Source organism: Peribacillus deserti, assembly GCF_002863585.1.
Taxonomy (GTDB): domain Bacteria; phylum Bacillota; class Bacilli; order Bacillales; family DSM-1321; genus Paraperibacillus; species Paraperibacillus deserti_A.
Genome location: NZ_PGUY01000096.1, coordinates 1 through 3,540, shown reverse-complemented (window position 1 = coordinate 3,540; position 3,540 = coordinate 1). Strand labels below are relative to the sequence as shown.

Below are 3,540 nucleotides of genomic sequence, written 5' to 3'. Positions count from 1 at the left end.
AGGTTGATTGGAACGTAAGGTGCGAGACTCCTGCGGGAGCAGCGGGACAGGTGAGACCCCACAGGCGAAGCTGAGGAGGCTCAGCGCCCGCCCCGCGGAAAGCGAGCATCCTGTAGTGGAAATCACCCCTTGTTCAATAACAACAAAGTTTGCGAAAACAGCCAAAAATAACACAAAATTCATAAAAAATTCTTTAAGGTTTAAAAGTTCTACTATTCATGTAAAACCTGTATAAACTCTTTATACGTTCTGCACTTTAGAAACTGTTGGACTTTTGTACTGTCATCCAGCAGGCTGCCTAGCAGATTATACATCGATTGAAAGTCGCCGGTACTGTTTTTTTCTATACTCAGTAAACAGATGAATTGTACTCTTTTGTCGCCCCATTTAATCGGCTTTTGAAGGGTGCATACGGCCCAAAAAGTAGTGTTTGTCTGTGGGATAGCTGGATGCGGGATGGCAACAAGATTTCCAAAAGAAGTTGGTGAATAGGATTCTCTTTCTAAGACCGACTCTAGAAAAGATTCACTGGCAAGTCCAAGTTTCATCAATCTTTCAGTTAGAAAGGATAGAACCTCTTCTCTCGTTTCAAATTTCTTTTGCAGGAAGACTAAATCTTCTGAAGTATAGTTTGTGGTCTGGCTCTGATTTGTTTTTAACTGACTTTCAATCTTTTGAAAGTCATTATGCCCGAGGAATGTGTTTACTTCGATCACAGGTACTGAAATAGCTTCAGATATGGGAATTGTACTAATGATAAAGTCTACTGATTGTATAGGAAAATCCTGCAATTTGTAATACTCAATCGTACCCGCAATTCTTATTTTGGTGCCGAAAACTGATTGAAGCTTATATGATAAAAGCTTCGCACTCCCTAAACCGGAGGCGCATACAATTAAACACTTTTTGGGGATGGTGGACAAAGTTCTCCTTTCCATGGCAGCCCCGATATGAAGGGCAATATACCCTATTTCATGCTCATTAATGTCAATATTCAGTTCTTCTTTTATTACGACCCCGGCTATGATTCCCCCTTCAAAGGCTATAGGGAAAGTGGCCTTTATTTCGTCGAGCATTGGATTTCTCAGGTTCATTTTATATCGGAATCGGTACAGGGCTGGCTTTAGATGAAGATTTAATGACACCAATAGTTCTTTATCATCACCAATTCCGAGTCCCAGTTTTTTCTCGATGGAATCAACGATCTTCTTTGACAGTAGATGGATATCATCGTCCATGTACTCCTGTAGTTCTGCTTCTTCCAAATTCAAATTTGCCATTGTTCTTGTGCCCAGCAAATGAATGGCAATATACGCAATCTCTGTGTCTGGAAATCGAACATCCAGTTTATATTCAATGTTTTTAATGATTCTATGGGCTACATCGTACTCAAGCTGACTGGTTATTTCCTGAAGCTGTGCAGGACTGAGGGAAACATAGTTGCTGTTCTGGATTCTTTTATACGCAATGGCAATATGGATTACTAGATTATTTAAACTGATATCTGATAAATCAATGCTGTGGTCTTTTACTTGCTTAAGAATAATGTCTTTGATAACCTGCATTTCTTCGGCAGTAAGCAGCGATACTCCCAAATTATTGATATCTGGATGGGTCCCTGCTCTATTAAAAATATATTCAGACATACAGTACCGAAGATTTACTTCATTCCCTTTCAATTTTATTCCATAATTGGGCCGCTTTTCTAAAGCAATTCCATATAAATTCAACAGTTTTTTTACATCCCGCAGATCATTTTGGATCGTAGATTTACTGATGAACATTTCATCAGCTAAGTGATCCAGCTTCACATACTGATCCGTGAGCAGCAGCCGCTTTATCAAATATTGAACTCTTTCCTCTGGTACAGAAGGAATATGGTCCTCCCTGTTGGAATCCCTTTGAAAATTTTCTTTTAAGAAATGGAGGAATGCCTGTTCATCCTCTATCATCAGCTGATATCCAGTTCCTCTTTTTGAACGGATGTTCCCTCCGTGATACGAAAGAATCGAATCAAGCTCTTTCATATCGTTTCTGATGGTTCTGGATGTCACATCAATAGCTGCTGCTAATTGTTCACCAGTTATACACGATTTCGCACCCATTAATTCTCGTAGTATTGCAGTCATTCGTGTATTCAGCATCCACAACTCCCGCTCCCTTTTCATGTATAAAATCATTTTAATAATCTCTATAGTTTTGTCTCATATAAGCAGAAAGCCCCAATTCCTCAGCTTGATGGAATAATATCATGTGAATAAAAAGCGGTCAAGACAGGTTTTTCATTATTTTGAATAGTAAAATTTTTTAGCCTGCATGTCCGGCTGGTTACACTTTTATAAAAAGCGATCACCATAATTCTTTTGAAAATACTGAAGCAGTTCTCCTTTGTTACTTCCAAAATACGTGCAAAGCTGGTGGCCGAACGGTGCAGCATAGATCGTCCTGCCGCATAAATTGCATGGTTCTTTTACAGTAAATTGATGCTTCACATTTAACGGAAATGGCCGTTTGGTATTTCCGGTTAGAAAACAATATCTCTGACCTTCAATAGTAAAAATAATCTCATATCCATCAAAGCCAGAATCTCTGGTAATCCTAATTAGTTCTATGTTTAAATCTTTCATCGTTTCCAAAGTGAAATCCCCCTAAGTCTAATCTTCCACGACGTATTATGTATGTAAGTTTACGGAAATCGCTTACTAATAGAATAAAACAAAAGCGGTATTTCCGATACTATAAAGTATAAATAGAAACAGGATGAGGAAGTAAGATATCATTTTTACTATTTTTCAACTCCTTTCTTGCAATGTGATCTTCTTTCTGTTATATTTGAATAGAATTATTTTTGTTCGCTACATAAGATTGATAAGTTTTTTAGCTTTCTGTCTTGACGATCTGAGCAAGGATAGTAACATACATGTATTTAAGTACATGCAAGGAGGCAACACATATGGAACAAGGTAAAGTAAAATGGTTTAATGCAGAAAAAGGCTTCGGATTTATCGAGCGCGAAGGTGGAGACGATGTATTCGTACACTTCTCAGCTATCCAAGGCGAAGGCTTCAAGACTCTTGAAGAAGGCCAAGATGTAACTTTCGAAGTTGAACAAGGTCAACGCGGACCCCAAGCAACTAACGTTCAAAAAGCATAATTTCTGAACCACATACATGGACAGGCTCTTCCCGAGCCTGTCTTTTACTTTGGCTCTTTTCTAAAAGATTGTTGTTTTTTAATAATCCTGTGAACCTACCCTATTGTTAAACAGGTTGATTGGAACGTAAGGTGCGAGACTCCTGCGGGAGCAGCGGGTATTGTCCAGCTCCGGACTGACACTGCGGGTCTAGCCAATCGCCATTAAAAGGCAAAACCGGCCTTTCACTGCCGCTCGTCTTATGCCGGTCAGGTGTCTGCTTTTCTTTTAGTGTTTAACCTCGACTTAAAAAAGATCATCATTCAGCTTTTGGATGGATCCTTTCTTGAAAAGCACCGTCCTCCGCTTTTCGATCAGGTGAGACCCCACAGGCGAAGCCGAGGAGG

The 3,540-nt window shown here is 39.5% G+C and carries 4 protein-coding genes; 1 reads left to right on the top strand and 3 read right to left on the bottom strand.

The features are described from left to right. The 3 genes from CUU66_RS24640 to CUU66_RS23295 form a co-directional block, all read right to left on the bottom strand. Positions 1-183, bottom strand: a 183-nt coding sequence (locus CUU66_RS24640; protein WP_219622808.1) for a hypothetical protein, incomplete at its 3' end; no start/stop codon positions are given. Positions 184-212: 29 nt separating this feature from the next. Then, entirely contained in the window at positions 213-2,144 is a 1,932-nt protein-coding gene (locus CUU66_RS23300) for a BglG family transcription antiterminator (RefSeq protein ID WP_101645792.1), read from the bottom strand. A gap of 192 nt (positions 2,145-2,336) precedes the next feature. After that, positions 2,337-2,636, bottom strand: coding sequence for a hypothetical protein (locus tag CUU66_RS23295; protein WP_101645791.1), 300 nt, complete (start codon positions 2,634-2,636; stop codon positions 2,337-2,339). Between the two features lie 317 nt (positions 2,637-2,953). Between CUU66_RS23295 and CUU66_RS23290 the strand changes: the two genes are divergently transcribed. Beyond that, positions 2,954-3,154, top strand: a complete 201-nt coding sequence (locus CUU66_RS23290) for a cold-shock protein (protein ID WP_101645790.1) — start codon at positions 2,954-2,956, stop codon at positions 3,152-3,154. Positions 3,155-3,540: the final 386 nt, after the last annotated feature.

Excerpts from the sequence above, each read along its gene's own strand:
- CUU66_RS23300 (WP_101645792.1), bottom strand. The coding sequence starts at position 2,144 with ATGCTGAATACACGAATGACTGCAATACTACGAGAATTAATGGGTGCG.
- CUU66_RS23290 (WP_101645790.1), top strand. The coding sequence starts at position 2,954 with ATGGAACAAGGTAAAGTAAAATGGTTTAATGCAGAAAAAGGCTTCGGA.